This window comes from Anaerolineales bacterium (assembly GCA_022866145.1).
GTDB lineage: Bacteria > Chloroflexota > Anaerolineae > Anaerolineales > E44-bin32 > PFL42.
Genome location: JALHUE010000048.1, coordinates 1 through 3,543, shown reverse-complemented (window position 1 = coordinate 3,543; position 3,543 = coordinate 1). Strand labels below are relative to the sequence as shown.

4 protein-coding genes are annotated in these 3,543 nt (G+C 65.3%); all 4 read right to left on the bottom strand.

All coding sequences use genetic code 11. The features are described 5' to 3' along the window. Positions 1 to 16 precede the first annotated feature (16 nt). A complete protein-coding gene (gene secF / locus MUO23_01410; protein ID MCJ7511609.1) occupies positions 17 to 940 on the bottom strand; it encodes a protein translocase subunit SecF in 924 nt (307 codons plus the stop codon). A gap of 13 nt (positions 941 to 953) precedes the next feature. Next, positions 954 to 2,309 carry a protein translocase subunit SecD gene (gene secD / locus MUO23_01405; protein MCJ7511608.1) on the bottom strand — a complete coding sequence of 452 codons (1,356 nt, stop codon included), beginning with the start codon at positions 2,307 to 2,309 and terminating at the stop codon, positions 954 to 956. A gap of 148 nt (positions 2,310 to 2,457) precedes the next feature. Next, positions 2,458 to 2,847, bottom strand: a complete 390-nt coding sequence (locus tag MUO23_01400; protein ID MCJ7511607.1) for a hypothetical protein — start codon at positions 2,845 to 2,847, stop codon at positions 2,458 to 2,460. 144 nt (positions 2,848 to 2,991) lie between these two features. After that, on the bottom strand, positions 2,992 to 3,543 hold a 552-nt coding region (locus MUO23_01395), incomplete at its 5' end, for a serine/threonine-protein phosphatase (protein ID MCJ7511606.1).

Here is a 3,543-nt window from a genome sequence, read left to right as displayed (position 1 = left end):
GGCGGGGGACCCAGGGTCAGGCGCTGGCCGGTTCGGGCCGGCGTCGGCGGAACCAGGTCTTCCACTCCCGCTTTTCCCATACCACCAGCAGCGGGGCGGCGTTGAAGATCGAGGAGTAGGTTCCGCTGAGAATGCCCACCAGCAGGATGGTGACGAAGTGCCGGGTCGTGACCCCGCCAAACAGCAGCAGGGCAATCAGAGCCAGCATCACCGTGAGCTGAGTGTTGATCGAGCGATCGAGCGTCTGCACGATCGAGTGATTCACCAGGATCTCGTAATCCAGGCGGCGGTGCAGGCGCTGGTTCTCGCGAATCCGATCGAAGACCACGATGGTGTCGTGAACCGAGAAACCGATCACGGTCAGCAGGGCCGTCAGGAAGAGGGCGTCCATTTCCCAGCCGAGGAAGTGACCCAAGACGGCTTCAATCCCGAGGACAACCAGCACGTCGTGCATCATGGAAACGATGGCGGCCACGCCATAGCGGAAGGCGTGCGGCACTCGCCGGAAGGCATAGGTGATGAATCCGAGAATGCCCAGAGCCGCCAGGCCGACGGCGCCTGCCGCCCGCTGGGCGACCTCGGCCCCCACGGCCGGGCCCACCGTCTCGAAACGCTGCACCGTCACCGTGCCGCCGAAGCGGTTCTCCATTTCGGCCACCAGCGCCGATTTGGTGGCCTCGTCCATGGTCTTGCTGCGGGCCAAGATCTCGGTCTCCCCGGAAGACTGGACGAGCGGGTCGGAGATCTCCAGCGCCTCATAAATCGCCAGCACCTGTCCTGGCTGGGGAACCTTGCCCGGCTCAAACTGCACGACCAGCAGGCTGCCGCCGGTGAAGTCGATCGCCAGGGGGAGGCCCCACAGCGCCAGCGCGATCAGGCCCGGGACGATGATGAGCAGGGAGAGGCCGAAGTACCAGTATCGCTTTCCAACGATGTTCATGTTAGCTCCGCTCTCAGATGGCGAACCAGCGCTTGTCCCGGGTGAACGCAGACCGCTCGAGGATCGGGTGCAGCAAGGCACGCGTGACGAAGATGGCGGTGAACATGCTTACGCTCACTCCAAGCGCCAGGGTAAGGGAGAAGCCCTTGACCAGGCTCGCCCCGAACGTGCTGCCGAACCAGAAGAGGATTGCGCAGGTGATCAAGGTGGACAGGTTCGAATCGCGGATGGAGGGCCAGGCGCGCGAGAACCCCTGCTCGATGGCCTGCTCGATCGTGCGTCCGCCGCGCAGCTCTTCCTTCATTCTCTCGAAGATCAGCACGTTGGCGTCAACCGCTACCCCCAGCGACAGGATGAAGCCCGCCACACCTGGCAAGGTCAGGGTGACCGGGATGATCTTGAAGAGTGAGACCGTGATCAAGGCATACACCAGCAGCGCCAGGTCGGCTACCAGGCCCGGCAGCCGGTAGTACAGCGCCATGTAGGCCATAATCGCCAGCAGGCCGATCAGGCCGGCGATGCCGCTCTTGCGCAGGGAGTCCTCCCCCAGCGTCGGCCCGACGGCGGTGCTCTCGGCAATGCGCAGGGGGACCGGGAGCGAGCCGTAGCGAAGCTGGATCGCCAGCTGGTTGGCTTCATCGATCGAGAACGAGCCCCCGGTGCGCCGGATGCTGACATCTCCACCGGTGATGGGCTCGTCGATGACCGGGGCGGAGATCAGCCGCTTGTCGAGCAGGATGCCGATCAGTCCGCCGACATTCTCCGTGGTAAAGGTCCCGAAGATCTCCTTGCCCTGGTCGTCGAGGCCGAAGACGACATAGATGCCACCGGTCTGGTCCTGGCTGACGCCGGCATTCTTCAGCTGGGCGCCGGTCATGATCGTGTGGAAGACTTTCTGCTCGGGGTCGCCGGCAGCCGCCACCGGGGCCGTGCCGAAGTCGGTGACCAGTTTGGCCTCCGGCAGGATCCCGGCTGCGTCTTCCCGGGTGAGGTCGATGAACTCCAGCAAACCGGTTTCCTGGATGGTCTCGACAGCCTGCTGGGTGTCGCCGATGCCGGGCAGCTCGACCAGGATGCGCCGCGACCCCGCCAGCTGCACGAGGGGCTCGGTGACCCCCAGTCCGTTTACCCGCTTCTCGATGATCGTGCGCGCCGTGGCCATCTGCTCCGACGTGACCTCGGTCTCGTCCGGTAGATCGGCCTCGAGCAGCACTTGTAGGCCGCCCTGCAGGTCGAGCCCGCGCACCAGGCGGAGCGGCTGCTCGAAGCTGCCGATCCGGAGTCCCGGGTTCTGCGGCCAAACGACCCAGGCGGCGAGCAGGATGATGATGCCGATGATGATCAGGCGCGACAGTCGTCTCTGTCTCATTCGTCCTCATTCCTCCGGGACCAGCCCGAGCACGCCGCCAACCTATTGCGCCGCGCTGCTCCCCGGCTGCGAACGGCCGGTCGAGCGGCGACTTCGGGCCCAAGGTGTCGCTGACGGGGTCACTGGGTTGGGGTGTTGTGCGGGGAGATTATACCGTCCCCTGTGGGCCGTGACCATGGCCGAAGCCGGCCAGCACGGCCTGGAGCACCTGCTCAGGCGAGAGCCCATCGGTGTTGACCAGAACGTCACAGTGGGCACGGGCGTGGCTCAGACGGGCCAGCTGCACTTGATACTCGCCTTCACTCCAGTTCAGTTGCTTGCGGGCAGTGCAGGCGGCGTAGGAAGCATGCAGATAGACCAGCAGCTGCGGGCGGGCAAGGATTTGCCACATCGCCGGGACATACGAATGCTCCTGCGCGATCTGACGGGCCTGCAAGCCATGCCCCCGCAGCCCCTCGACCAGAGTCGACTTGCCGGAGGCGCATGGACCGACAATGGCGATGTGCGTAGCGGGCCGCGGCGGCCAAGGGGGGCTCATGTGAGCATCCAGCCCGAAGGCTTAGGAGGCTGATGAAGAGGGCATGCCTCCTCAGAGCAACTTGCATATGTGGTGGTTGGGGCGAAGCTCCAACCACCACCTATGTATTCTTCCTCACTGAGAAGAGCGTTCCTCATCAACCTGCTAGAGCGGTACGGTTAGCGACAGGCGTCGGGCGTCATCGCCGAGGCGCTTGGAAATCATCGCCACGAGCACGCTGACATCGTCCGTGGGCCGTCCATCGTCCAGCTGGAGGGCGGTGTCGAGGAAGTGGTCCGCCCAGGCCTGGGGCTCGAAACACCCGGAGGCGTTCAGTGCCCCAAGTTCGGCCAGCCAGTCCGCCTGGCGGCCGGTCCGGGCGCCGGCGTGAATCAGGCCGTCGGTGAAGATCACCGCCACCAGGCCGATGGTGAGCGGAATTTCGATGATCTGGGGGCGGATGTCCCGGCGCGTGCCCACCGGCTCCGAGGGGTCGGCCAGCATTCGGCTGTGCCCGGCCTCGATCAGCAAGACGGGCGCGGGGTTGTTGCGGGTGATTACCAGGGTGTGGGTGTGCAGGTCGATCGATAGGATGTTCAGGGTGGCCGACACCTTGCCGGAGCGGTAGGTGTGCAGGTAGTCGGAGGCGGCGCGGGCGGCGGCGCCGTCCCGCACTCCATCGGCGAGCAGGCCGATCGCCTTGCGAGCGACGACATT